The sequence below is a fragment of the Paractinoplanes polyasparticus genome (genome assembly GCF_019710575.1).
In the GTDB taxonomy this organism is placed as follows: Bacteria; Actinomycetota; Actinomycetes; order Mycobacteriales; family Micromonosporaceae; genus Actinoplanes; species Actinoplanes polyasparticus.
The window spans coordinates 20,962-45,809 of sequence record NZ_JAHWFK010000066.1 but is presented as its reverse complement, the minus strand read 5'-3'; the positions used below and the strand labels follow the sequence as shown (position 1 = coordinate 45,809).

Sequence of the window (24,848 nt, the reverse complement as noted above, 5' to 3'; positions counted from 1 at the left end):
CTGGAGGCTCGATGGTCCGCCGCTGGCATCTCGTCGTGCTCGGCACGCTCGCCGTCTTCGCACTGGCCTGCGAGGCCGGGGCCGGGGGTGCGGGGGGCGGTTCCGACCCCGGGCCCGACACGCCGTCGAAGGGCTATCCGTCCTCGATGGCCGCGCTCGGCGACTCGATCACCGCCGGCTTCGGCAGCTGCGGAACGTTCCTCGCCTGCAGCCGCAACTCGTGGTCGACCGGCACCGCCGAGGCGGTCGACAGCCACTACCGCCGCATTCTGGCCAAGAACCCGAAGATCAAGGGCAAGGCCCGCAATTTCGCCAAACCCGGCGCCGAGGCCGGCGAGCTGCCCGGCCAGGTCGCCCAGGCCATCGACATGAAGGCCCAGTACGTCACGATCCTGATCGGGGCCAACGACGCCTGCGCCCCCGCCCCGGCCGGGATGACGTCGGTGACCACCTTCCGCCGCGACGTCGGCCGCGCGCTGACCCGCCTCAAGAAGGGCCTGCCCAAGGCCGACGTGCTGGTCGCGGGCGTCCCCGACCTCTACCGCCTGTGGCAGCTGGGCCGCAAGGACGACCAGGCCGTACGAGCCTGGAAGCGCTTGAACACCTGCCCGTCGATGTTGGCCGACCCCACCTCGACCGACGAGTCCGACGACGCCCGCCGCCGGCAGGTCCAGTCCCGAATCAACGACTACAACGACGAGCTGCGCCAGGCCTGCGACAAGTACGGCGCCCGCTGCCGCTGGGACAACGACTCGCACGAGACCAGCTTCAACCTCGACCTCGTCAACCAGGTCGACTACTTCCACCCCAACGTCGAGGGCCAGGCCCAACTGGCCGACGCCACCTACGCCTTCAAATAGTTCCCCGGGACGCCTGCCCTGCGACCAGGATCAACGGTCTTTCTCGTCCTGCCGGCCGTCGGGTTCGGGATGGTATCCGTAGGCGGCAGCCCGCACCGTTTCCTCGTCTTCCAGCCCGGAGCCGATCGCCCCGCCGACAGTGGCCAGGGAGCTGATGATCCAGGCGAGAGTCAGGTAGTCGGTGACATGGGCCGGTCGTTGCAGGGTTTGTTCCAGCACGGAGGTGTCTATCAGCAACGCCGCGGCGAGCGCCGTTCCGACGAAGAGCACGACATAGGACACTGCGGTGGCCAGGCCGAGAGTGAGGGTGGTCCCCCAGTTGAACATCCGGGCCAGCTCGGGCGGCGTGTTCCGGTCCGGCTTCTCCCACAAGTCATGCGCGATGATCAACCAGGCCACCAGCGCGGTCAACCCGAGCAGCATGATCACCGTAAGGCGCAGCGGGCCGAGAGCGTCGCCCATGTTCCAGATCGTGCTGGTGGTGAGCGCGAACGCAGCTGTGCCGAACGCCCCGACCAACAGTTTGGACAGGCCCAGCAGGGCACGCCCGGGACGATTGGCCCGGACCATTCCGGTCAGCAGCCGCACCCGGCCGGCCAGCCGCGAGGCGATGTAGCGCAACTCCCCGGCGTCGCCTTCGCCGTCAACCCTGTGTACGGCGGTTACCCGGCGTGCCAGCTCGGCCGGTTCCCGACCGTCCGGCGGCACGCGCTCATCGGAGGCGTCGGTGAGTAGCCGGCCCACGAGATCCGGAACGACCGCTCGAACGGCCGGCAACTGGCGCAGCCCGAGCGCGGGCAGGGACACCAGCGCGGCTCGGCGCTGGGCGGAGGTCTGGGCGACCAGCGGCACCCGATCGGTGTGCAGCGGCAGGTCGGTCAGGCAGACCGCTACGTCCCACCGCTCGTCGGCACGCCGCCGGGCGAGGTCGTCGAGCAGCGCGTCAGCGCCGCCGTCACGTCGCGGCGCCGCGTCACCCCAGCCATCCCGGACAGTCCAACGCACATTGGCGTCCACCCGCTCGGCCAGCCGGTCGGCCAGCTCGGCGCGGAGCTGCCTGGTCACCCGGGCCGGGTGGTCAGGCGGGGTCGCCACCAGGCCGACAACGATCTCCGGACGGTGCGGTTCAGCCTGCATCAATCGCTCCTTAGTAGCCGGCCTGACACGGCACCGACGGTCCTCCGGCCCCGGATACAACCCCGGTCTACCTGGGGAGGCCTACCCGGTCAACTCCACAAAGGTCTGATTATTCGGGTCTTACCTGGCAGAAAGATCACTTCATCCGTTACCGGATGAAAGCCGTTTGGGCCGTGTCCCGACGGGTAGGCCCCTCGAATGAGACGCGCCCCGGGTCACGGTGCACCGGGCCATCGCTCATCGTGGCGGGAGCCGCCGCCGGCGGCTCGTCGCTGTCACCGGTGCCGTCGCGGGGATCACGGCGCTACACCTGCTGACCGCCGTGCGGGCCACCAGGACGAAGAAGATCGGTTCCGTGCCGACGGTGCGGGGCAGACGCAAAGGAGGACCCATGGAATTGACGGCCACGACAACCATCCGCAGATCCGCGTCGGAGGTGTACGCGTTCTGGCGCGATCTGGAGAATCTTCCGACGTTCATGGCGCATCTCGAGCAGGTCCGCTCCACCGGTGACCGGACGAGTCACTGGTCGGCTGCCGCTCCGTTCGGCAAGAACGTTGAGTGGGACGCGGAGATCATCGATGAGACGCCGGGCGAGAAGCTCGGGTGGCGCTCGACCGCAAACGCCGACGTGCCCAACGCCGGTACGGTCCGGTTCGTGCCCGCCCCGGACGGGGAGAGCACCGAGGTGCACGTCGTGCTGGTGTACGACATCCCGGGCGGTGCGGTCGGCAAGGCGGTCGCGAAGTACTTCGGTGAGGAACCGCATCAGCAGCTCGACGATGACTTGCGCCGGCTCAAGCAGGTCCTGGAGACCGGCGAGGTGGTCCGCTCGGACGGCGCTCCGTGGGGCAAGCGGGCCCTCAAGGAATTCCCGCAGCGCCCGGCGCAGCCGCTGTCGGACGCCGAACTCGAGAAGGGAGCGGACGCATGAGGGCGAACACCTGGGCCGGACGTAACAAGGTCGAGGTCCGTGACGTGCCGGACCCGAAGATCCTGAACAAGCGTGACGCGATCGTGCGGATCACCTCGACCGCGATCTGCGGCTCGGACCTGCACCTGGTCGACGGCTACATCCCCACGATGCAGGATGGCGACATCCTGGGCCACGAGTTCATGGGCGAGGTGATCGAGGTGGGCTCCGGGGTGTCCGCGGACACGCTGCGGGTCGGTGACCGGGTCGTCGTGCCGTTCCCGATCGCCTGCGGCGCCTGCGCGGCCTGCGCCGCCGAGTTGTATTCCTGCTGCGAGAACACCAACCCCAACGCCGGGATCGCGGAGAAGATGTTCGGCCACCCCACCGCGGGAATCTTCGGCTACTCGCACCTGACCGGCGGCTTCGCGGGCGGTCAGGCCCAGTACGCGCGGGTGCCGTTCGCCGACGTCGGCCCACTGAAGATCGAATCCGAGCTGAGCGACGAGCAGGTGCTGTTCCTGTCCGACATCCTGCCCACCGGCTACATGGGCGCCGAGATGTGCGACATCCAGCCCTCCGACGTGGTGGCGGTGTGGGGTGCCGGTCCCGTCGGTCAGTTCGCCATGGACAGCGCCCGGGTGCTCGGCGCCGCGAAGGTCATCGCCATCGACAAGGAGCCCTACCGGCTGCGGATGGCCGAACAGGCCGGCCACACCCCGGTGAACTTCGACGAGGTCGACGTCCGGTCGACGCTGCTGGAGCTGACCGGGGGGCGCGGACCGGACAAGTGCATCGACGCCGTCGGCATGGAAGCCACCCACGGCAGCGCGCACATCGCCGCCTACGACCGGGTCAAACAGGCCGTCCGCTCGGAAACCGAACGCCCGCACGCGCTGCGCCAGGCGATCATGTCGTGCCGCAGCGGCGGCGTGGTCTCGGTCATCGGCGTGTACGGCGGCCTGATGGACAAGTTCCCCGCCGGCGCCTGGATGAACCGGTCACTGACCCTGCGCACCGGCCAATGCCACGTCCAGCGCTACATGAAGCCCCTGCTGCAGCGCATCGAACGCGGCGAGATCGACCCGACCCGCATCATCACCCACACCCTGCCGCTCGACGAAGCCGAACACGGCTTCGACATCTTCAAGAACAAGCAGGACAACTGCGAGAAGATCGTCCTCAAACCCTGACCACCCACCGAGCAAGACCCGAACAGACTCGCCGGCCTATTGGGGCCTGCCACCCTGTGTCGCGCGTCGGCGTGCGGGTGGGGCGGCCCAGACGAAGCGTGGGGCTGCGGCGGCCGGCAGGGCCAAGGCTCGGTAGGTCGGGTCGACCGGGCGGCCCCTGTCCGGTGGGCGCCAGATCGGGGGCGGCCCCCACCAGATGATGCGTTCGCCGGCGGGCTGGGCGAGCACCGGCAGTGGGGGTGCGCCCAGGGCCGGGCGGACCGGCTGTGGGGGCAGGGCGGACGGGCCGGCGGGGACGGGTTCGCCCTCGGCCGGGGCCTCGACGTGGGTGGCGTGCGTGGCGGGGGCGGTGGCCAGCACGATCGCTGCGCCGACGGTGAGGGCGCAGGCTATGCCGGCTGGGAGCAGCCAGCCGTCGCGCACTGTGTCGCCCAGGAAGACCACGGCGACGATCGAGGGCGCCATCACCTCGGCCGTCCAGTGGATCGCGGTCACCGGGCCGACGTCGCCGTGTTGCAGGGCGTGGGCGTAGAGGGTCATGCCGGTGCCGGCGAAGACCAGCAGGGCCAGGGAGAGCGGCTCGGTGAGGAGGGACAGGGTCACCTCGCCCGCGCCGGCGCCCTCGGGGACCGGCAGGGAGCGGCCGACCAGGGCCGCGCCGCCCAGCGAGAGGCCGGCGCAGGCCGCGATGATACCGCCGGGGGCGTCCACCTTGGCCGCGCCATAGCCGACCAGGACCATCGCGGCCGCGGCGCCGCACAGGGCGAAGCGCAGCTCGTTGGTGGTGTCGACCGCATGCTGCGGGCCGGCCGAGAACGCCAGGGACGTCAGCGCGATGATCGTGACGGCGACGGCGACCATGTCTCGCCGGCGCAGACGGGAGCCGAGCACGATGCGTGCGCCCAGCACGGTGAAGGCCAGCGAGCCGGCCAGCACGGACTCGACCACGTAGACGGCCAGGGTCTGCAGCGCGATCATCGCGCCGACCCAGGCCAGGATGTCGAAGAAGATGCCGGCCAGGTAGAGCGGATGGGCCATGGTCTGCGCCGTGCCGACGCTGCGGCGGGCACCCACGCCCTGGAGGATCGAGGCGGTCGCATAACAGAGCGATCCGACACTGACGATCGCCAGCGCGACCCAGCCGGCCCCGGTCATGACCGGATCCCGACGCGGTGACGCTGAGTCGATCGAGCAATCACGATCTGAGCATAGGCGTCGGGCGGGGGTTCTAGATAGGGGCAGTGGCGAGAACCTGCCCGGCGTACGTCTCGACCTGGACCGCCGTCACCTCGGCCGGCGCGACCAGGGCGCTGCCGTCCACAGTGGTGCCGGACGCGCCGACCAGCCAACTTCCGGCGAACTCGCGGGAGCCGTCGCGCGCCACCACGAACAGGCGGCACTGGGAGCCGGCCGGCACACCGGCCACCGTGGCGCGCAGCCGCACCCAGCCCACGGCCGGGGTGATCGTGACGTTCATCGACGTGCCGGTGACCTGGTCGGTTGCGGTGATCGTGCGGGGCGCCGCGACCACGGGCGGCGGCTCCACGGAGTCGGGCGAGTCCGCCCCGGCGCGGCCGATGAACAGCCCGCCGGCCACCGCCACCAGGGCGGCCGCGGCCGCACCGAGCGCCCACAGAGCCCGGCGCCGCCGGTCCTGGCCGCGGCCTTCCTGCCGCACCTGGGAAAGGGTTCGCGCCAGCAGCAGGTCGCTGCCGGGCGGCGGGCCCTCCAGGAAGGCCTCGGGTGGGATCTCGCCCAGCCGTTCCTCGATCGCCCGCAGGTCGCCGACCTCGCCCCGGCACTGCGGGCAGTCCTCGACGTGGGCGTGCACGGCGGCCCACTCGTCGTCGTCGAGCACGCCCAGGGCGTACGCCCCGAGCTGCCCGGTCTCGTGCCCGCTCATGCTGCTCCCGTCGTGACACCGGCCGCCAGCGCCTCCCGCAGCCGGCGCAGGGCCTGGTAGCTGCGGGACTTCACCGTCTCGGCCGGAAGACCGAGCGACGCTGCCGCCTCTTTGACATCACGCCCCTGGACGTACAACTGGTTCAGCACCTCGCGTTCCTCGGGCGCAAGCGTGCCGACCGCGCCGAGCATCTGGAGCGGGTCGGCCGGAGCCCCGGCGACCTCGCGCAGAACACCGAAAAGACGAGCGCGTACGGCCCCCCGCTCCGCACTGAGGGCGGCCGGGTCGGACCAGGCGCGCAGCAACGTCTGACGCACGATGTCCTCGGCGGCGGCCCGATCGCCGCTCAGCCTGGTCGCGTACGCCAGCAGGGCCGCGCCGTGTTCGGCGTGGAGCCGCCGCACCAGCACCTCACCGGCGCTCCGATCGCGTCGGCTCACTCCCCCACCCGCAGGATGGAGATGGTGTTGTCGCCGCCGTTGGACACGTAGGCCAGCCGGCCGTCGGGCGACACCCCGATCGTGCGCGGGCTCTTACCGACCTTGACCGTCGCGGTGACCGCACCCGTACGCCCGTTGAGCACCGAGATCGTGCCGTCGCCCTCGTTGACCGTGTAGCCGTAGCGGCTGTCGGTCGAGAAGGCCACGCTCTGCGGGTCGCGGCCCACCTTGAACGGGCCGCTGCGCTTGAGGGTGACCGTGTCGATGAGGTTGGCCGCGTCGGCCTCGTAGCCCGCGACCAGCGCCATCCGCCCGTCCGGCGAGACGGCGATGCTGTGCGGCGCCCGGGAGACCGGGATGCTGCGGAGCACGCCGTTCGTCCGCATGTCGATCACCGTCACCGCGTTGGACTCGTGGTTGGCGGTGAAGGCGCGCATCTGGTCGCTCGAGAAGCCCACGGCGTGCGGGTTGGGCTTGACCGGCAGCTCGCCGACCATGCGCAGGGTGCCCGAGCTGAAGATCTCGAGCCGGCCGTCGCTGTGGATCGGCACCCAGAGCTTGTTGTCGGGGGCCACGGCCAGCGTGTACGGCATGTGGCCGGTGTCGAGGTAGCGGAGCACCTTGCGGCTGCGCGTGTCGACGACCGCGACGCCGCTGCCGGTGTGCTTGTCGTCCTCGTACATCGAGACGAAGACGGTGTTGCCGTCGCGCGACACAGCGACGAAGCGCGGGGTGTTGCGCAGGACGACCGGGGTGACCTTGCGGGTGGCCGCGTCGACCACGGAGAGGATGCGGCTGTTCTGGTTGGCCACGTAGATCGTGCGGCCGTCGGGCGCGACCGCGACCCCCTCGGGCTCGGCGCCGACCCGGATCGTGCCGATCACCCGCGGCTTGGCCACGCTCTTCACCCGCTGGGCGAGCGGGACCCGGGTGACCTCGGGCGCGGAGGTGGCCGGCTCGGCCGACTCGAACACCTCGGCCGGCTGGGGCTGCGGCTGGGTGGGCAGGGCGACCGCCGGCGGGGGCTCGGACCGGCCGTCGCTGAGCAGGGCCATCGCGACGCCGGCGCCACCCAGCACGACCAGCGTGGTGAGGATGGCGACCAGCACGGTGGTGCCGATCTGACGGCGACCGGGGCTGGGCGGGGCGGGCAGCACGGTGACGCGCGAGGGGCCGTAGCCGTTGGCGACCATTCCCCCGTCGTAGGTGCGCAGACCCTCGGGCTCGGCGCCGCGGGAGGTGCCGTAAGCGGCGCCGGAGGTGCCGTAGGCCGCGCCGGCCGCCGGGGCGAAGGGAGCGCCGGCGGCGCCGACCTGGCCGGTGACGCGGACGTCGGCCCATCCGGCCGGGCCGCGCACGGTGACCGAGCCGTCGAGCCAGTCGGAGCGGGGCAGCCACATGATGCGCAGGGTGCGGTCGCTCAACATGGCCCGCAGGCCGGGACCGGAGACGGTGACCGTGGCCCCGGCGACAGCCAGCGGCGGCCCGTCGACGCGCACCTCGGCCACCAGGCGCTGGGTCTCGGCGGCGACGGTGCCGAAGTCGATGCGTTCGGGGTCGAGGCGCACGGCCGTGCGTTCCAGGGCAGCGACGGCCGCGGCCGAGACGCTGCGGCTGTCGTCCTCCGTCATCTGCTGGAGGGCGTGGCGGGCGGCCGCCGCCAGCTCGAGGTCGGCGCCCCAGGCCAGCCGGGTTAGCTCGTCGACCCCGGTCAGCCGGGACTCCCGGATCGGACTGCCGATCTCGGTCAGCACGCTCTGCGGTAGCCCAGTATCACTCATAGTGTCACCGCGATCATCTTGCAGTGACGAAGGCCCACTTAGGAAGGTCCCCCGACCGAAATTGGCACGCTCAGGTGTTCAGCAGCCAGATCGAGAGGTTCAAGGCACTGGCGAAGGTCACCCAGGCCCAGTACGGGATCAGCAGCGCAGCCGAGGGCCGGTGCACCCGCCAGAAGACGGCGACGGTCGCACCGATGAGCAGCCAGAGCAGCACGATGTCGGCGAAGGCCAGCCCGTACTGCCCGGCGCCGAAGAACAGCGGCGTCCAGATCGCGTTCAGCACCAGCTGGGCCGACCACAGCCAGAGCGGCCGGGTGAAGCCCACGCGCAGCCAGACCAGCCATCCGGAGACCGCGATCATCACGTAGAGCACGGTCCAGACCGGGCCGAACAACCATGAGGGCGGCGCCCACGCGGGTTGCTCGAGGCCGCCGTACTCGGCGCTGGTGCCGCTGACCCCGAGCCCGCCGATCGCGGCGGCCACGAACACCGCCAGACCGAACCCGGCGAGCGCGAGCCGGCGACGGCGGTGCGGGGAACTCACAGGTAGGGCGGCTTGGGTCATAGCGTGGCAATGCCCACCATCTGCGATTCCACACCTCGGGATTCCCGGCCCCGGCTCTGGGGCGGCTTTGAGAAAACGCTCCTACAGTCGATGAATGGAGATGGAGGTGCTCCGGTCCCCGGACCCGGAGCAGGCACCACCCGACGCTCCGGCGCCTTCGCGGAAGAAGTCCGATCTGCGCCGGAAGCTGCTGATCGGCGCCGTGGCGGTCTGGGCCGTCGCGATCACGGCTGTGGTGCTGCTGCGCGACGGCAGTGATCCGGAGTCTCCGGCCCGGACGCTCCCGTCGGCCACGCCCTCGGCCTCTGACGGGCCCCTCGCCGTTCCCCAGGTCTATCAGGCACTCCGCCCCTCGGTAGTGCTGATCAAGGCGACCGGCAGCGGCGCGGGGGCCGACACCGGCACCGGAGTGATCGCCAACGCCGACGGCACCGTCCTCACCGCCTTCCACGTCGTCGAGGGGGCGAAGAGCATCACCATCGCGTACGCCGACGGCACCGAGTCGCCGGCCGAGGTGGTCACCTCCAGCCCCGCTCAGGACATCGCCACCCTGCGACCCGCCAAGCTCCCCGAGACCCTGGTGCCCGCGGTGCTCGGCGGCGGCGCGGCGATCGGCGACGACGTGGTGGCCATCGGCAACCCGCTCGGGCTGACCGCCACCACCACCAGCGGCGTCGTCTCCGGCCTCGACCGCACCCTCAGCCGCGACCGGGGCGGCGACATCGCCGGGCTCATCCAGTTCGACGCCGCCGTCAACCCGGGCAGCTCGGGCGGCCCGTTGCTCAACGACCGCGGCCAGGTGATCGGCATCGTGGTGGCGCTGGCCAACCCCACCGACGACGGCACCTTCATCGGCATCGGTTTCGCCGTCCCGATCGGCGCCGCACTCGGCGCCGGGGAGGGCGACGGCAGCAACCCACCGCTGTGACCCCTCGGCCCACCTGAAGGACGGACGCATGAACATGCCGGCACGCGGCCCCTACGACTGGAACGACGCGCCGGCCTCGGCCGGACCGATCGAGAAGGTGCTGTACGAGGTCAAGAAGACCATCGTCGGCCAGGACCACCTGCTCGAACGGCTGCTGGTGGCGCTGCTCGCACGCGGCCACATCCTCGTCGAGGGGGTGCCCGGCCTGGCCAAGACCCTCGCCGTGAAGTCGCTGGCCGAGGCGATCGGCGGCGAGTTCCACCGGGTGCAGTTCACCCCCGACCTGGTGCCGGCCGACATCGTCGGCACCCGCGTCTACCACCAGCCCACCGGCGAGTTCCAGGTGCAGCTGGGCCCGGTCTTCACCAACCTGCTGCTGGCCGACGAGATCAACCGGGCGCCGGCCAAGGTGCAGAGCGCGCTGCTCGAGGTGATGCAGGAAAGACAGGTCACCATCGGCCGCGAGACCCACCAGGTGCCCAACCCGTTCCTGGTCATGGCCACCCAGAACCCGATCGAGACCGAGGGCACCTATCCCCTGCCCGAGGCCCAGATCGACCGCTTCATGATGAAGGTGCTGGTCGGGTATCCGAGCGTCACCGAGGAGTTCGTCGTCGTCGAGCGGGCGCTCACCCCGGCCGCGGTCATCCAGAAGATCATCGACCCCGGGAAGCTGGTCGCCCTCCAGCAACAGGCCGACCAGGTGTACGTCGACCCGTCGCTGATCGAGTTCGCCGTGCAGCTCGCCCACGCCACCCGGGACCCGGCCCGCATCGGCCTGACCGACCTCGCCCGGTACGTCACGTTCGGCGCCAGCCCGCGGTCGTCGATCAGCCTGGTGCTGGCCGCGCGGGCGCTCGCCTTCATCCGGGGCCGCGAGTACGTCGTACCGGAAGATCTGAGCGACCTGGCCCTGGACGTGCTGCGGCACCGGCTGGTGCTCTCGTACGAAGCCCTCTCGGACGAGGTCACGGCCGACGTGATCCTGCAGAAGGTGCTGGCCAACGTGGCGATCCCGGAGCCGGCGGGCCGGGGCCGCTGACATGAGCTCAGCCCCGGATCGTTTGCTGCGGCGCCTGGAATGGCGGCTCGGGCGGCGGCTCGACGGGCGGCTGCAGGGCAACTACCGCACGGTGTGGCACGGCGCCGGCATCGACTTCACCGACCTGCGGCTCTACACGGCCGAGGACGACGTGCGCCACATCGACTGGAACGTCACGGCACGCCTCGACGAGCCGTACGTGCGGCAGTACACCGAGGACCGCGAGCTCACCGCCTGGCTGGTGATCGACCGGTCGGCCTCGATGCGGTTCGGCCAGGGCGCCGGCAAGGAATCGACCGCGACCGAACTCGCCGTCAGCATCGCGCGGCTGGTCGCGCGGGGCGGCAACCGGGTCGGGGCGATCCTGTACGACAACGCCGGGCACCAGGTCATCCCGCCCCGCGGCGGCCGCGACCAGGTACTACGGATCACCCGTGAGCTGCTACGGCCGTCGCCCCAGGGAAAGCCCGGCAAGACCACCGACCTGGAAGCCATGCTGCAACTGGCCGCGGCCACCACCTCCCGCCGGCGCAGCCTGATCTTCGTGATGAGCGACTTCATCGGCGACCCGGGTTGGGACAGGCCCCTGGCCCGGCTCACCCACCGGCACGAGGTCGTGGTGATCCGGGTGGTCGACCCGGCCGAGGTCGAGCTGCCCGACCTCGGCGTCATCCTGGTCGAGGACGCCGAGACCGGCGAACAGCTGCTGGTCGACACCAGTGATCCGCTGCTGCGGAGCCGGCTCGCCGATCAGGCCGGCGCCCGCGAGACGGAACTGGCCGCGGGCATGCGCCGGGCCGGGGTGAGCGCCCAGCGCGTCACCACCGACCAGGACCTGCTGGCCGCCCTCATCGACCTGGTGCAACGTTCGGGGCGGGGGCGGCGGTGAGCTTCCTGTATCCGGTCGTGCTCGCGGTCGCCCTGCTCGTGACGGCGGCGGCCGTCTACGCGTACGTGAATCTGCAGAAGAGGCGCACGGCCGCGTTACGCAAGGCCGGGTTCACGCCGACGGGCGCGCTGCGCCGTCATCTCCCGTACGCGCTCGTTCTCCTCGCCCTGCCGGTTCTGCTCGTCGGGCTGGCCCGGCCGCAGGCCGAGGTCACCGTGCCCCGCGTCTCGGGAACGGTGCTCCTCGCCTTCGACGTGTCGAACAGCATGCGGGCCGGCGACGTGCAGCCCACCCGGCTCGGAGCCGCCCAGGCCGCCGCCCGCGCGTTCGTCGACGAGCAGCCGAGCACGGTCGACGTCGGCGTGCTCGTCTTCGGCGATCAGGCGCTGCTCACCCAGGCCCCCTCCGACGACCATCAGGCCGCGCTGGCCGCGATCAGCCGGCTCGCGGCGAGCGGCGGCACCTCGCTGGGGCAGGCGATCATGGTCGCGCTGGGCACGATCACGGGCAAGCCGATCACCCTGCCCGAGGAGGGCGCGGCGCCGCCCGACCTCGGCTACTGGCCGTCGGCCACGATCGTCCTCTTCTCCGACGGACAGGAAACCGGCGGGCCCGACGTGGTCGCCGCGGCCGAACTCGCGGCGGCGGCCGGCGTGCGCATCCAGACCGTCGGTGTCGGCACCGAACGCGGCGCCACCGTCGAGGTCGACGGCTTCCAACTGGGCACGGCGCTCGACCCGGCCCTGCTCACCACGGTCGCCCAGACCACCGGCGGCGCCTACCTGCCGGCCGGCGACGCCGACACCCTGACCGACACCACCAAGGCGATCGACCTGCGCCTGACCGCCAAGAAGGAACCGCTCGAACTGACCGCGCCGTTCGCCGGCGCCGCCCTGCTGCTGCTCATGCTGGGCGCCGTACTCGGCTCCCGCTGGCACGGAAGGATCATCTGATGTCGTTCAGCTGGCCGTGGGCCCTGACCGCCCTGCTGGCGGTGCCGCTGCTGCTGGCGATCCGTTGGTGGTTCAACCGGCGGCGCAAGCGGGCGGCGGTCACGGTGTCGAGCGTCGCGCTGATCCGAGCCGCCCTCCCCGGCCGTACGTCGTGGCGCCGGCGCCTCCCGGTCTTCCTGTTCCTGGCCGGGCTGCTGGCCCTGGGCGGTGCGCTGGCCCGCCCGCAAGCCTCGGTCTCGGTACCCTCGAACAGCACGTCGGTGCTGCTGGCGATCGACGTCTCGGGCTCGATGTGCTCGACCGACATCGAGCCGAACCGCTTCACCGTGGCCACCGACGCGGCCCGGCAGTTCGTCGAGAAACAGGAGGACGGAACCAGGATCGGACTGGTCGCCTTCTCGGGCATCGCGGGCCTGCTCGTAGCCCCCACCACCGACAAGGGCGCGCTGCTGGACGCGATCGGAACCCTGCGCACGGCCCGGGGCACCGCCATCGGCCAGGCGATCCTCACGTCGATCGACGCCATCGCCGAGAGCAACCCGCGGGTGGCCAGGACCGGCGTCGACCTCGGCTCGCCCGGGCAGCTGGGCGACTACGAGCCGGACACGATCGTGGTGCTGACCGACGGCTCCAACACCACCGGCGTCGACCCGGTGACCGCGGCCGAACAGGCAGCGGCCCGTCGGCTGCGGGTCTACACGATCGGCTTCGGCACGACCGAGCCGGCGCCGATGGTCTGCACGGCCGACCAGATCGGCGGCGACTCCCCGTTCGGCGGCGGCCGGGGCTGGGGCGGTGGCCGCGGCGGCCGCAACATGCAGATCGACGAGGAGGCCCTGATCCAGGTGGCTGACACGACCGGCGGCCGGTACTTCCGCGCCGAGGACGCCGACCAGCTGGTGGACGTGCTCACCGACCTGCCCCGCGAGTTCACCCTCCGCAAGCAGGAAGTCGAGATCACGTTCTGGTTCGTGCTGGCCGCGTCGGTTCTGGTGCTGGGCGGTGTGGGGCTTTCGCTCTGGTGGAACCGGGTTCCTCGACGCTGAGCCCGGTATCACTCGGGCGCCAGCACCCGAGGCACCTCGTGACGCAGGGCCACGATGGTGGGCAGGACGGTTGCCGCCAGCAGCAGCACCAAGGCCAGGGTGGCGATCGTCAGGGACGGCAGCGCCCCGGCCACGGTCCACACGCCGGCTGCCCAGGCGCCGATCACCGTGGTCGCGGCGACCGCGGACAAACCCAGAAGCAGGGCAGTAGCTACGTAGATGACGGCTTCGGCAGCAGCCGCGGTGAGGACCAGCGCGGGGGTGCCGCCGGCCGCGGTTATCAGGGCGAACTCCCGCTCCCGGCGCCGGCTGGACATGAAGACGGTGGCGACCGCGCCGAGCACGGCCAGCAAGAGCGGGCCGCCCACGAGTAGGACCACCGAGCCGGTGGAGAGGGCGCCGGACGGTGCGCCGACCGCGCCATTCGCCGCGTACAAGCCGCCGGCCAGGGCCACGGCGACCATCAGAGGGCTGATCGTGGCGGTGCTGCGGGCCGCGTTGGCGGCGGTGCTGTTGCGGGCCAGGAACCAGGCGGCGGACGCGGTGGCCGGCACCAGGGACGTCCAGACGCGGACCAGGCGGGCCAGGAAGAGCGGCCCGAAAGCCGCCAGCACACCGGCGAGCAAAGGGCTCAGCAGCATCAGCGGGACGGCCATGGTGTCGAGGCCGGTGGCGGGCAGGGTGGCCACGATCGCGGCGACGAGGGCGAGCGTGACCAGGCCGCCCATCCAGCGGGCCACGGTCATGCGGCGGTCGGGCGGCTCGACCTCGCGCAGCGATTGAATGGGCGGGGTGTGGGCGGCCCGTCCGGCCGCACGGAAGCCGCCCAGGGTGATCACCACGGTAACGAACAGGATCACCGGCACGGCGCCGGCCGGTGTGAGCCTCGGGCTGAGTGCCGACAGCTCGGGGGAGCCCGTGAAGGCGTACCGGAAAAGGGGTTTCAGCAGAGGCAGGGCCAGCAGACAGCCGAGAACGCTGCCCACAATGGACACCACCAGCAGCTGTGCGGTGACGACCAGCCGGACCAGGGTGGGCCGCAGGCCGACGAGCTGCCAGAGGGCGTACCCGCGCTGCTGCAACGTCACCGTGAGGTTGGTGACCGCGCCGACGACGACGAGCGCCGTGATAACGGTGAAGGCCGCGACCGTGCCACTGATGCCGTAGAGGGCCAGCGCCTCGTTGCCGCCGGCCGCGAACGCCGTCTCGATGTCGCCGGCCACGATTGCGCCGACGGTCGCCGTGGCCGCCGCGATGAGCAGCGCGCCGAGCCAGACGCGGGCGTTGGCGACCAGGTCACTGAAGATCAGCCGGAGCATGTCAGGACGCCCCGGCGACCGCGGCGAAGACGTCGTCCGCCCGCGGACTGATCAGCTCGCGGTGAATGACACCGTCGCGCAGCACGAGCACCCGATCGGCCCGCGCCGCCGCTTCGAGGTCGTGCGTGACCATCACCACCGAGCGGTCCTGGCCCGACCGCGCGACCCCGGCCAGCAGGTCGAGCACCTGCGCGCCGGACTCGGTGTCGAGCGCGCCGGTCGGCTCGTCGGCGAAGACGACATCGGGTCGCACGGCCAGGACGCGCGCGATGGCGACCCGTTGCTGCTGCCCGCCGGACAGCGCGGACGGGCGGTAAGAGGCTCGCTCGGCCAGGCCGACCTCGGCCAGCGCCCGGTCGACGTCGGCTCCCGAGATCCGCCTGCGGGCCAGGCGGGCCGGCAGGGCGACGTTCTCGCGCGCGGTGAGCGACGGGATCAGGTTGTACGACTGGAAGACGAACCCGAGGTGGTCGCGGCGCAACTTGGCGATCGCGCCGCGGCCCAGCCCGCCGGTGTCCCGGCCGAGGATGCGCACCCGGCCGCTGGTCGCCACCTCGAGCGCGGACATGCAGTAGAGCAATGTGGACTTGCCGGAGCCGCTGGGCCCTACCACCGCCAGGAACTGCCCCGGCGGCACCTGGAGGCTGATGCCGCGCAGCACCGGCACGGGCCGGCCCCGGGCGGCCGGGAACGACTTCGTGAGGTTCTCGACCTCGACCACAGGGTTCAACGGTCCTGTCCCTTTTCGCTGAAGATCGTTTTGACCTCTCCGAATGTAGGCGCTTCACCGCCGAGGGCCATACGTCAGTCGACTGGGCCGACTCTTGGCGCGGGCGCTTTGCACCCATTACTCACCTGGTGAGAAGGTCCGACGGGGGCGGGGCCGGGACGGCGGTTCGGAAGGGAACGGTCAGCAGCAGGCCGATGCTGATCCAGACGTACGTGTTGCTGCCGATCGCGGCCGCGAAGCCGTCGGCGCCGGCCCACCAGAGCCAGACCACGCTGCTGCTCAGGATCACGTAGGTGGCGGCCAGGACGGCCAGGCGGGGGCGGGAGCGGGACTGCAGGGCAGCGTCCACCAGCAGGAACAACGCCGGCAGCAGCCAGACCAGGTGGTGCACCCACGTCACGGGGCTGATCAGGCAGGCGACTGCGCCGGTGGCGGCGAAGCCGGCCGCGTGGTCGGGGGCGTTGCGGAGCAGGCGTACGCGCAGGAACCACACGGCCAGGATCAGCGCGACCGCGGCCAGCCACCAGGCCGAGGGCAGCTCGAGGCGGGCGGCGACGCCGCGCAGCGATTGGTTGGAGACGTATTCGAGGCGGCCCACGCGGTCGGTGTCCCAGAGGGTGGTCAGCCAGAACTGGGCCGACGTGGCCGGGGCGACCAGCACGGCCAGCAGCGTCGCGGCGGCCGCGGTGGCCGTGGCCGTCGCCGCGGCGCGGTACTGCCTCGTCACGATCAGGTAGCCGATGAAGACGACGGGGGTCAGCTTGATCGCGGCGGCCAGGCCGATGCCGATGCCGGCCCAGCGGCGGCCCGTGGTCAGGGCGCGCAGGTCGGCCAGCACGAGCACCAGCAGGGCCAGGTTGACCTGGCCGAAGCTGAACGTGTCCCGGGCCGGTTCGAAGACGAGGATCGCCAGGAAGGCCAGCGAGCACACGAACCACATAGGGCCGTCGTGCCGCCGTACGACCGGGGCCAGGAACCAGCGCAGCAGCAGGGCCACCGCCGCCGCGTTGACGACGATGCTCGCGGCGATCGCGACCGGCCAGCTGGTCAGCGCGAGCGGGCCCAGGACCAGCGCCGCGAACGGCGGATAGGTGAAGCCGTACTCGGTGTCCTGGTAGAGGAAGTTGTACAGCTCGTTGCCGTCGAGCAGCCACGAGCGCACCGCGCCGCGGTAGACGCCGAGGTCGAAGAACTCACGGAAGGTCGGCACGGTGACCAGGAAGACGCCGACGGCGATCGCGGCCACCACCACGATCGCCACCCGGAGGCGCGTCATCGGGCGGCCCGGGCGGGGACGAGCCGGTCGGCGGCCGGAGCGGCGGCCAGGCGCACGGCCAGGAAAGCGGCACATCCAGCCAGGCCACCCAGCGTCGCCAGCAGCAGTTCCCCGCCGTCCACAGCGAAGCCGTCGGGCAGCACCACCAGCGTCATCACCCCGCAGACGGCAGCCAGAGCGCGCCGCACCCAGCGATGACCGGCCGCTGCCGCCAGCGGCACCAGACCCCAGATCAGATACCAGGGGCGCAGCGCCGGGCCGAACGCCACGAGTGCGATCAGCACCAATCCCAGCCCGTAGAGCGGACCCAGGCGGTCGAGACAGGCCCAGACGAGACCGGCGACGACCAGCGTGGCCAGCACGCCCAGCCAGCGCCACAGGTTCAGCGCGAAGACCTCGCCGACGCCGTCCTCGCGCAACAGACCGGCCGTCCAGCGGCCGAGCACACTGGTCAACGAGAGGTTCTGCGGTGAGATCGGCGTATCCAGGGCGGCTATCCAGCCGTAGCCGGTGCCCGCGATCTGAGTGAGGACCGCGGTCGCCGCGGCCGCGGTGGCGCCCACCGCCGCCGACGCACGCAGCCGGGGTAGCCGGCCGTCGATCCGCGATGCCCAGATCACCGCGACCGCCACCAGGCCCAGCACGGCAGGCGCCTTGATCAGCCCGGCCGCCACGATCAGCAGCGTCGCCACCAGGGGCCGGTTCCGGACGGCGGCGGCCAGCCCGGCCGCGAGCAGGCCGACCATCAGCGCGTCGTTGTGCGCGCCGCCGACGAAGTGGATCAGCACGAGCGGGTTCAGGACGGCGAGCCACAGCGCCTTGTGCGGCGGAACTCCGGCCGAGGTGGCCAGCGTCGGCAGCACGTACGCCAGAAGCGCGAGGCCGCCGACGGCCAGCAACCGCATCGCGACCACGCCGGTCAGCAGGTGCCCGGCGATCGGCGCGGTGACCAGCTGAGCGGTCAGCAGGAAGACCGGGCCGTACGGGCTGGGGGTGTGCTGCCAGATCGTAGGCACCTGCTCGGCGAAGAAGCCACCCAGCGCCGACGGCCCGGCTTGATAGACGTCCATCCCCTCGCCGAGCATCAGCCCCTGGGCGAGGTAGCTGTAGACGTCGCGGCTGAACATCGGCGGCGCGACGAGCAGGGGCGCGGCCCAGAGCGCGGCGGTACGCCACATCGCGCGGGTGTCACCGGCCGCGCTCAGCCGGCCGAGCCACCACCAGGCGAGCAACAACAGCATCAGGCCGCCGTAGACCGCGAACAGCCCGATCCGCACGTGCTTGAGCCCGGCGAAGAACGGGATGCCGACCGGGAGGGCCCCCGCGCCGAGCCCGCCGAGGGCGATCAGGCAGGACCCCGCGAATCCCGTGAGGCGCGCGGCGTGATCTTTCAACACCGCCGCACCCTCTCAATGAAGGGTGTCGCTGCGGGGACGAGATGCCGTCGCTCAAGTGACCGGCGCCCGTCCCCTCACTCCGCGCCGGACGAGACGAGACGATCCGTCTCGCCTCCCGCGCGAGACGAGACGTCTCGTCTCGCAAGGCGCGTCGGCGCGGACACTCAGTCCGCGATCTTCGCCGCCGAGCCGCGCGCGGCCTCCACGGTGTAGCGGCGACCGGAGTCGGCCAGCTTGTCCGCGGCTGCCTCGACCAGGTCGATGCCGAGCACGTCGGCCAGCCGGACGAGATAGATCGTCACATCGCCGATCTCGGCCCGCACCCGCGGCCCCAGCTCGGGGTCGCTCATCACCGCGGCCGACTGCTCGGGCGTGAGCCACTGCAGCTCGGCCAGCAGCTCCCCCACCTCCCCGGCCAGGGCCATGGCGAGGTTCTTGGGCGTATGGAACCTCTCCCAGTCGCGCGCCCGCGCGAACTCGCGCACCAACTCGGTCAATTCAGGCAGTGAAGACACGAGCCATGCCTATCAGACGCCGGCCGTGGCCGTGCCCGGGAGCAGCACAGCCACGGCCGCGACAAGGAACGGGAGGTCAGCGGACCACCGTGCGCAGGGGTGGTAGCCCGTTGAACCCGACGGACGAGTACGTCGCCGTGTAAGCACCTGTCCCCAGAATGCGGATCACCTCGCCGGCCGCCAGGTCCAGCGGGAGATCGTAGGGTGCGTGCTGGTAGAGGATGTCGACGCTGTCGCACGTCGGTCCGGCCAGGATCACCGGGCCGCCCGGGCCGGCCCGGACCGTCGACAGCTCGTACTGGATGGCTTCCTCCTCCGTCTCGGCGAGCCCGCCGAAGCGGCCCACGTCGAGGTAGACCCAGCGCGGCTCGTCGTCGTCATAGGACTTGCGCGCGACCAGCACGACCTGGGTGTGCAGCACCCCGGCGGGCGCCGCCACGTACCGGCCCGGCTCGATCATGAGCGACGGCGTGAACAGCCCGAAGTGCCGCCGCACGGCCGCCGCGATCGCCGCCGCGTAGGCCGAGATCGGTGCGACCGGTGTGCGGTACGAGACCGGGAAGCCGCCCCCGGCGTTCAGGATGCGGAGCGAGATGCCCGATTCGCGAAGCTCGGCGAAGATTGCCGCGGCGGTGGCGACACTCGGTTCCCACCTTTCCGGATAGAGCTGCTGAGACCCGACGTGGAAGGCGATGCCGGCCGGATCGAGCCCGCGCAACGCCGCCACTTTCATCAGGTCGACCGCCATCTCGGGCACGCACCCGAACTTGCGGCTCAGCGGCCAGCGCGCCCCTTTGCTGGAGGCGAGCACCCGGCACAGCACCGAGGAACCGGGCGCATGCCGGACGATCTTGTCGAGTTCGCCCTCGCTGTCGAAGGCGAACATGCGTACCCCACGGGCGTACGCGTACGCGATGTCCTCGCTCTTCTTGATCGGATGGCCGTAACTGAGGTCACCCGGAGAGGCGCCGGCGGCCAGGCAGAGGTCGATCTCGGCCCGGCTGGCGACGTCGAACCGGCACCCGGCGGCGACCAGCGCCTGCAGGAGGGGCAGTTCGGGATTGGCCTTCACTGCGTAGTGGATGTGGGCCCCGGCGAAGGCGTCGGCGATCCGTTTGTACTGCTCACGGGCCACGTCGACGTCGATCACCAGGCACGGTGTCTGCTGCGGGCCGGCCGCTGACGCCGGCTGCGCTGTCTCATCTGCGGTCACTGTCATGGCTGCGGTGTCCTCATCGATGACGGGGGCAACGACGACACTCAGCGTACTTCCATCAATGCTCTGCGTGTTTGCCAGAAATCGATATCCGGAAAGATTCGGAACCCTCACTACAGTTACCGCGTGTCCGACCTGCTCTCCACACCGGAGCAGCACGCCTACCGCCTGCTCGTGCGGATGGCCGGGGCTGCCCCGACGGATCTGGCGGCGCAGGCCGGCCTCGATCCCGCCGAGGCCTCCGCGCTGCTCGAGGCCCTGCACCGCAAGGGCCTGGCTACGCCCGGCCCGCTGTTTCACGCCCTGCCGGCCGACGTCGCGCTGGGCGAGACGCTGCTGCGCGAGCAGCAGGCCCTCGAGTCGTCGCGGCAGATGGTGGCCGCGCTCAGCGAGGAGTACCGCACCAACACCCGCCGGCGGAACTCCGACCACCTGGTCGAGATCGTGGTCGGCGCACCGGCCCTGCGGGACCGGCTGCGGGAAATGCAGGATTCGGCCCGCGACGAGATCCTCTGGTTCTGCCGGGCCAACCCGATAGCGATGCAGGGCCCGGACAACGAGGAGGAGTCCGGGGCGCTGGAACGCGGCGTCCGCTACCGGGCGATCTACGAACGCGACCTGCTCGAGAAGCCCGGCGAGCTGGACAGCATCGTCGACGCGATGCGGCTGGGCGAGCTCTCGCGGACACTTCCCACCCTGCCCGTACGCCTGGCGATCGCCGATCGGAACCTCGCGATCTGCCCGCTTGTGCCCGACGCCTCCCGCGGCGTCGGGGAGCCCACCGCGGCGTTGATCCGCCCCAGTGAGCTCCTCGACGCCCTCGTCGCTCTCTTCGAGAGCTACTGGGAACGCGCCACTCCGCTGCTGCCCGACGGCACCGAGGAGGAGCCCGACAAGCTGCTGCTGTCACTCTTCGTCGCGGGGCTACCGGACAAGTCCATCGCCACCCAGCTCGGCGTCAGCCGCCGGACGGTCCAGCGCCGGCTCGACCGCCTGATGGAGGCGGCCGGCGTGGACACCCGGGCCGGCCTGGCGTTCCAGGCCGCCCGACGGGGCTGGCTGTAGGCCGGCCACCGGTCCTCCGCGAGCGGTTTCATGCCCGGCCGTAGGCCCGGATCACGGTCTGCGTGACCGAGTTCCCGGACCGATCGGAGGCGGTCACCCGCAGCGACACCGTTCCCTTCCCGGCCGGCACGACGACCGCCGAGCCGATGGTCAAGGCCGTCCTCCAGGTTCTGCCCTCGTCGGCCGAGGTCTCCACCTTCACCTTCCGCGCGTTCGGCGCCTTGACGCCGAGCAGATGCGGAAGCTTCGTGGCCACGCCGGTCGGGGTGACCGGCGCGTCGTAACCGATCTGGAGCAGCGGCAGCGTGCCCGCGCCGCCCGACTTGAAGGTCCACTCGGTCGCCGTGGACGTGCCGTACTGCCAGTCGGCGGCGTCCATGCTGAGCCGCTTGGTGGTCATCGCCAGCTTGTACGTGGCGGTCCCGGCCGGCACCGGCACGTCCTGCCACCCGTCGTTCAGCGTGGCGATCTCGGCGCCGTTGCGGGAGAGCGTCGTCGGGGTCGCCTCGACCAGGTGGTGCGTGTCGCTACTGTCCACGAAGGACGCCACCCGCAACTTCAGCGTGTTGCCCTCGCGGATGTTGGTGTAGCCGCTGGGCGTGGCCGGCCGGACGACGGGCTTGTTCCACGTCTCCGACGAGGTGCCGGCCTTCGGGTACGAGACCGGGTCCTCCTCGATGCCGCCCCGCAGGCTGCCGCCGAAGCTGATCCAGGAGAACTCATGGTGCACCTGGTGCTGCCACACGGTGTCACCGACCGACACCCACTCCTCGCGCACCGACGGCGTGCGGACCTGACGGTACGTGTCGTTCCAGGAGTACTCCTGGGCCGGGCGCCAGGCGAAGCGCTGCTCCTTGATCCAGTCGAGGCCGCCGTTGTCCGGGTAGCTCGCGGTGACCCGGTGCGAGTTGGCCGCGGTGACCTTGTGCACGATCCCGGTCGCGGGCACCTGGTTCCTGGTCACCTGGAAGACGTCGTACAGGTAGGGACTGTTCGGGGTGAGCGTCAACGAGATGCTCGCGCCGGGTTTGGCGGCCCGGGCCAGGATCCGCTGTCCGTCGTCGTTCGGCACGAGCGCGGTCGGGATCGGCAGTCGCGGACTGCTGGGCTCCCACGGCTGCCAGGCGCTGCGGTCGGCGGGCACAACGACCAGGGCCAGAGCGGCGCCGGCGTCGGCCGCGGCCTGCGACGCGTCCTCCTGATTGTCGGCCTCGATCACGACCGCCTTGCCGCGGACCTTGCCGCCGAGGCCCTTCACGAGGTCGAAGCGGCGCGTGCCGTCGTACATCGGGGAGGTCACGACCGGATTGATGTCGAGCTCCCCGGTGACGCCCGGGATGGTCGCCTGCGCGAGCGGAGCGACCAGCTGCCAGCGCGACGAGAACTCGTAGCTGCCCGCACGGAGCTTCGCGGTCGGCGTCACGTTGATCTTCTGGATCGTGCTGAAGTTCATGAAGCCGTTGATGATGCTGCGACCGGCGCCGGTGACCCGGTGCGCGTAGTAGCTCTCCACCGTCTGCTGCTCGGCCGGCTTGGGCGTCTCGATGCGGATCGGCTTGGCCGTACGGGCATCGAGCACCACGGTCAGGTCGCGGTCGACCCTGAGCTCCGGGATGGTGATGAGGTTGTCCTGCTCGTCCGAGCGGTCGCCGTCCTGGATGGTCGCGTCGACCAGGTAGTCGCCCGCACCCACCTGGAACGTCTTCTCCTGACCCGTCATCAGGTAGTTCAGGATGTCGTAGCGGTGCTCGTCACCGAACGCCTGCAGCACCGGCACGGCCGCGGGCTCCCCGGCCCGGTTCACGGCCTTGAACGTGACCAGGTGGCGTTCCTTGTCCAGAGTGCCGCCGATCGCCGTGGTGACCTTGACGTCGCCCGGTCCGGTGGCGGTGAGCCAGCCGCTGAACTGGCCGGGGGTGGCCGCGGCGATGTCGAAGGTGAGCGTGACATCGGCGGCGCCGCCGGCCGGAACGGTCACCGTGGCCGCCGAGAGGCTGATCGCGGCGACGTTCTTGCTCAGGGTCAGCGTCACCGGGGCGGCGCCCGTGTTGGTGTAGGTGACGGTTCGTTCCACCTTGGCCGGGGTCTCGTCGAGGGCGCGCAGCCCGAAGTCGGCCACCCCGGTCGCGTGCACCTGCTGGGTGGTGGCCCGGGTCAGGTCGACCCGGCCCGCGCCCTGCGCGTAGACCGAGGTCTCGGCCTGGGTCCTGGCCGTGCTGACCAGTTCGTCCTTGATCTGGGCGCCGGTCCAGTCCGGGTGCTGCTGGGCGATGATGGCGGCCGCGCCGGCCACGTGCGGCGTGGCCATCGAGGTGCCGTTGGCCGCGGTGTAGAGCGCGTCGACGGGGTCACCCATCGCGGTGCCCTCGGCGCGGGCGGCGACGATGCCGACGCCGGGCGCGGTGATCTCCGGCTTCAGGCCCTCGTCGCCGAAGCGCGGGCCCCGGCTCGAGAACTCGGCCATCCGGTCGTCGCGGTCGACCGCGCCCACGGTCAGGGCCGAGGGCGCCGCGCCGGGCGTGCCGACGGTGTAGTCCTGACCCTCGTTGCCCGCCGCCACCACGAAGAGGGCGCCGGTGGCCGCGCTGATCTCGTCGACGGCCGCGCTCATCGGGTCGGTGCCGTCGGTGGCGCCGCCGCCCAGGCTCATGTTGACGACCTTGGCGCCGGTCCCGGCCGCCCACTCCATGCCGGCGATGATGCCGGACTCGTAGCCGGATCCGCTGTCGTCGAGCACCTTGCCGATCAGCAGCCGTGCGCCGGGCGCCACACCCTTCCGGGTGCCGTTCGCTCCGGCGCCCGAGCCCGCGACGGTGGCCGCCACGTGCGTGCCGTGTCCGAAGTGGTCGGTCGTGCCGGTGTTGCTACCGCTGAAGTCGCGGGCCTCGAGAACGCGCCCGGACAGGTCGGGGTGGGTCTGGTCGGCGCCGGTGTCGAGCACAGCCACCTTGACGCCGGCGCCGTCCAGGCCGGCCTTCCAGGCATCCGGCGCGCCGATCTGCGCGGTGCTGCGATCGAGCACCGGCTCGACCTTGCCGTCGAGCCAGATCTTGCCGGTGGGTGCGGTGCGTGAGCCGGTTCCGGCGCCCGCTTGCGTACGCCAGAAGTCCGCGAGCGACTTCTTGTCGGCGCGCACGGCCACGGCGCCGAGGCTGGGCAGATCGGTGCCCGGGGCGGCGCTCAGGGCGCGGGCGCCCGGCGACGACTGCACGATCAGCGGCAGAGTCGGGCTGGCCGCGTCGCCGTAGCCCTCGTCGACGAGGTGCTGCACGTCGAACAGCTCCGCGTCGACGCGTCCGTCGGCGATCAGTGGCACAGCGTCGCGCGGGACGACCCGGATGCCGTCCTTGGTCTCGGTGGTCGTGAACGACATGCGTTCGCGACCGGGGCCCGGCCGCACCGTCGCCGCCACCCGGCCCTCGCCGGCCGGAGCCAGCTGGACGAGGTCGCCGGTGACGAGCGTGATCGCCTGCGCGGCCGGAGGGGTTGCGGCGCGAGCGGGCGCTGGTGCGGCCGGGGTGGCAGCGGCGGGTCCTGGGGGGAACCCGGCGACGCTGCCGGCTCCGATCAGGACGCCGGCAAGTGCGCGGGTGAGGCGCTTGTGTGGTGACAAGGCCGACTCCTTAGCGTGGGGTTGCCACGCATTTTGAAGTGCGCCGATGTCCGGCCGGGAGGTCTTC

Annotated in this window: 22 protein-coding genes; 9 read left to right on the top strand and 13 right to left on the bottom strand. The window is 71.5% G+C overall.

Features of this window, described 5'->3' with window-relative positions:
• The first annotated feature begins 11 nt into the window (after positions 1-11).
• On the top strand, positions 12-860 hold the full coding sequence (locus KXC43_RS46690) for a GDSL-type esterase/lipase family protein (protein WP_221382738.1): 849 nt from the start codon (positions 12-14) through the stop codon (positions 858-860).
• 30 nt (positions 861-890) lie between these two features.
• Here the strand turns inward: KXC43_RS46690 and KXC43_RS46685 are convergent, their stop codons facing one another.
• Positions 891-1,997: a hypothetical protein gene (locus tag KXC43_RS46685; protein WP_221382737.1), complete on the bottom strand. Its 1,107-nt coding sequence runs from the start codon at positions 1,995-1,997 to the stop codon at positions 891-893.
• A gap of 391 nt (positions 1,998-2,388) precedes the next feature.
• Here KXC43_RS46685 and KXC43_RS46680 point away from each other — a divergent pair, with 391 nt between their 5' ends.
• Positions 2,389-2,931, top strand: coding sequence for an SRPBCC family protein (locus KXC43_RS46680; RefSeq protein WP_221382736.1), 543 nt, complete (start codon positions 2,389-2,391; stop codon positions 2,929-2,931).
• Entirely contained in the window at positions 2,928-4,103 is a 1,176-nt protein-coding gene (locus KXC43_RS46675; protein WP_221382735.1) for a zinc-dependent alcohol dehydrogenase, read from the top strand. Before KXC43_RS46680 ends, KXC43_RS46675 begins: the two co-directional genes overlap by 4 nt.
• 36 nt (positions 4,104-4,139) lie before the next feature.
• On the opposite strand, the gene KXC43_RS46670 is transcribed toward KXC43_RS46675, so the two are convergent.
• The 5 genes from KXC43_RS46670 to KXC43_RS46650 all read right to left on the bottom strand — a co-directional run bounded on the left by KXC43_RS46670 (position 4,140) and on the right by KXC43_RS46650 (position 8,792).
• The gene (locus KXC43_RS46670; protein WP_221382734.1) at positions 4,140-5,258 is read right to left on the bottom strand and encodes a DMT family transporter; all 1,119 of its coding nucleotides are present in this window, start codon (positions 5,256-5,258) and stop codon (positions 4,140-4,142) included.
• Positions 5,259-5,331: 73 nt separating this feature from the next.
• Positions 5,332-6,006 carry an anti-sigma factor family protein gene (locus KXC43_RS46665; protein WP_221382733.1) on the bottom strand — a complete coding sequence of 225 codons (675 nt, stop codon included), beginning with the start codon at positions 6,004-6,006 and terminating at the stop codon, positions 5,332-5,334.
• Positions 6,003-6,446 (bottom strand): sigma factor-like helix-turn-helix DNA-binding protein, encoded by a 444-nt coding sequence (locus tag KXC43_RS46660; protein WP_438870957.1) that lies wholly within the window; start codon positions 6,444-6,446, stop codon positions 6,003-6,005. The genes KXC43_RS46665 and KXC43_RS46660 overlap by 4 nt, the downstream gene beginning before the upstream one ends.
• The gene (locus tag KXC43_RS46655) at positions 6,443-8,227 is read right to left on the bottom strand and encodes a YncE family protein (RefSeq protein WP_221382732.1); all 1,785 of its coding nucleotides are present in this window, start codon (positions 8,225-8,227) and stop codon (positions 6,443-6,445) included. The genes KXC43_RS46660 and KXC43_RS46655 overlap by 4 nt, the downstream gene beginning before the upstream one ends.
• A gap of 70 nt (positions 8,228-8,297) precedes the next feature.
• Complete coding sequence (locus tag KXC43_RS46650; RefSeq protein WP_221382731.1) at positions 8,298-8,792, bottom strand: TspO/MBR family protein; 495 nt, start codon at positions 8,790-8,792, stop codon at positions 8,298-8,300.
• Positions 8,793-8,886: 94 nt separating this feature from the next.
• On the opposite strand from KXC43_RS46650, the gene KXC43_RS46645 reads away from it, so the two are divergent.
• The 5 genes from KXC43_RS46645 to KXC43_RS46625 are packed head-to-tail and all read left to right on the top strand — an operon-like array spanning position 8,887 to position 13,650.
• Positions 8,887-9,720, top strand: coding sequence for a S1C family serine protease (locus tag KXC43_RS46645; RefSeq protein WP_255646014.1), 834 nt, complete (start codon positions 8,887-8,889; stop codon positions 9,718-9,720).
• 28 nt (positions 9,721-9,748) lie between these two features.
• Positions 9,749-10,762 carry an AAA family ATPase gene (locus tag KXC43_RS46640; RefSeq protein WP_221382730.1) on the top strand — a complete coding sequence of 338 codons (1,014 nt, stop codon included), beginning with the start codon at positions 9,749-9,751 and terminating at the stop codon, positions 10,760-10,762.
• Between the two features lies 1 nt (position 10,763).
• A complete protein-coding gene (locus KXC43_RS46635; protein ID WP_221382729.1) occupies positions 10,764-11,651 on the top strand; it encodes a DUF58 domain-containing protein in 888 nt (295 codons plus the stop codon).
• The gene (locus KXC43_RS46630) at positions 11,648-12,604 is read left to right on the top strand and encodes a VWA domain-containing protein (protein WP_221382728.1); all 957 of its coding nucleotides are present in this window, start codon (positions 11,648-11,650) and stop codon (positions 12,602-12,604) included. The genes KXC43_RS46635 and KXC43_RS46630 overlap by 4 nt, the downstream gene beginning before the upstream one ends.
• Positions 12,604-13,650 (top strand): VWA domain-containing protein, encoded by a 1,047-nt coding sequence (locus KXC43_RS46625; protein WP_221382727.1) that lies wholly within the window; start codon positions 12,604-12,606, stop codon positions 13,648-13,650. The genes KXC43_RS46630 and KXC43_RS46625 overlap by 1 nt, the downstream gene beginning before the upstream one ends.
• 8 nt (positions 13,651-13,658) lie before the next feature.
• On the opposite strand, the gene KXC43_RS46620 is transcribed toward KXC43_RS46625, so the two are convergent.
• The 6 genes from KXC43_RS46620 to KXC43_RS46595 form a co-directional block, all read right to left on the bottom strand.
• Positions 13,659-14,969: an FtsX-like permease family protein gene (locus KXC43_RS46620; protein WP_221382726.1), complete on the bottom strand. Its 1,311-nt coding sequence runs from the start codon at positions 14,967-14,969 to the stop codon at positions 13,659-13,661.
• Between the two features lies 1 nt (position 14,970).
• Positions 14,971-15,690, bottom strand: coding sequence for an ABC transporter ATP-binding protein (locus KXC43_RS46615; protein WP_308129578.1), 720 nt, complete (start codon positions 15,688-15,690; stop codon positions 14,971-14,973).
• A gap of 130 nt (positions 15,691-15,820) precedes the next feature.
• The gene (locus tag KXC43_RS46610; RefSeq protein ID WP_221382724.1) at positions 15,821-16,975 is read right to left on the bottom strand and encodes a glycosyltransferase 87 family protein; all 1,155 of its coding nucleotides are present in this window, start codon (positions 16,973-16,975) and stop codon (positions 15,821-15,823) included.
• A complete protein-coding gene (gene mptB, locus KXC43_RS46605) occupies positions 16,972-18,372 on the bottom strand; it encodes a polyprenol phosphomannose-dependent alpha 1,6 mannosyltransferase MptB (protein WP_221382723.1) in 1,401 nt (466 codons plus the stop codon). The genes KXC43_RS46610 and mptB overlap by 4 nt, the downstream gene beginning before the upstream one ends.
• Before the next feature lie 164 nt (positions 18,373-18,536).
• A complete protein-coding gene (locus KXC43_RS46600; RefSeq protein WP_221382758.1) occupies positions 18,537-18,878 on the bottom strand; it encodes a nucleotide pyrophosphohydrolase in 342 nt (113 codons plus the stop codon).
• Between the two features lie 85 nt (positions 18,879-18,963).
• Complete coding sequence (locus KXC43_RS46595; protein ID WP_221382722.1) at positions 18,964-20,106, bottom strand: type III PLP-dependent enzyme; 1,143 nt, start codon at positions 20,104-20,106, stop codon at positions 18,964-18,966.
• Positions 20,107-20,229: 123 nt separating this feature from the next.
• Between KXC43_RS46595 and KXC43_RS46590 the strand changes: the two genes are divergently transcribed.
• Complete coding sequence (locus KXC43_RS46590) at positions 20,230-21,168, top strand: helix-turn-helix domain-containing protein (protein ID WP_308129575.1); 939 nt, start codon at positions 20,230-20,232, stop codon at positions 21,166-21,168.
• 28 nt (positions 21,169-21,196) lie between these two features.
• On the opposite strand, the gene KXC43_RS46585 is transcribed toward KXC43_RS46590, so the two are convergent.
• The gene (locus KXC43_RS46585) at positions 21,197-24,781 is read right to left on the bottom strand and encodes a S8 family peptidase (protein WP_255646013.1); all 3,585 of its coding nucleotides are present in this window, start codon (positions 24,779-24,781) and stop codon (positions 21,197-21,199) included.
• Positions 24,782-24,848 lie beyond the last annotated feature (67 nt).